2 protein-coding genes are annotated in these 597 nt (G+C 41.2%); one reads left to right on the top strand and one right to left on the bottom strand.

Annotated features, from left to right (window positions below):
* The coding region (locus tag AC3G7N_RS21810) for a thioredoxin family protein (RefSeq protein ID WP_489424217.1) at window positions 1–209 on the top strand (209 nt) is incomplete at its 5' end.
* 167 nt (window positions 210–376) lie between these two features.
* Here AC3G7N_RS21810 and AC3G7N_RS21805 read toward each other — a convergent pair.
* The coding region (locus AC3G7N_RS21805; RefSeq protein ID WP_489424216.1) for an AbgT family transporter at window positions 377–597 on the bottom strand (221 nt) is incomplete at its 5' end.

Raw genomic sequence — 597 nt, 5'->3', positions numbered from 1 at the left:
CAATCCTTGTTCCTTTAACAGAAGAACTTGGTGTAGATGTAAAGAAACTTAATGTACTGGAGTTTGAAGATGCATGGAATAAGTACAGTATTGAAGGTACACCAACACTTATTCATTTCGAGAATGGAAAGGAAGCCACACGTATTTCCGGCGGCCAAACAGAAGAGCAATTACGAGCATTCTTTAAAGAAAACAACATTACTGAATAAGAAAAGCGGAAGTGCCTGTTTATTGGCGCTTCCGCTTTTCTTAATGTCTAGCTCCAGCGCCCAGAAGCTGCCGTCATAAGCAATGGACACTACGAACGCGAAACCCATGCGTTCTACGGTCCCTTGCTTATGCGTCCGCTTCTAACCGGGCACTTCGGCTTTTCTTCCTACATATACGTATGCACTCCAGGACCATATGGTAGGCCGGTGAAATAAAAGATTAACAGCAAGATGATCCATGAAAGCAAGAAGGTAATGGAATATGGAAGCATTAATGAGATATAGCTTCCGATACTTGTATTCTTGTCATAACGCTTCATAAAGGCAAGAATAATAACCATATAAGGAAATAACGGTGTAACAATATTCATGGAAGAATCGGCAATGC

Source organism: Virgibacillus carmonensis (assembly GCF_057836705.1).
The sequence above is the reverse complement of the archived record's forward strand: the minus strand, read 5'-3'. Positions and strand labels throughout refer to the sequence as shown.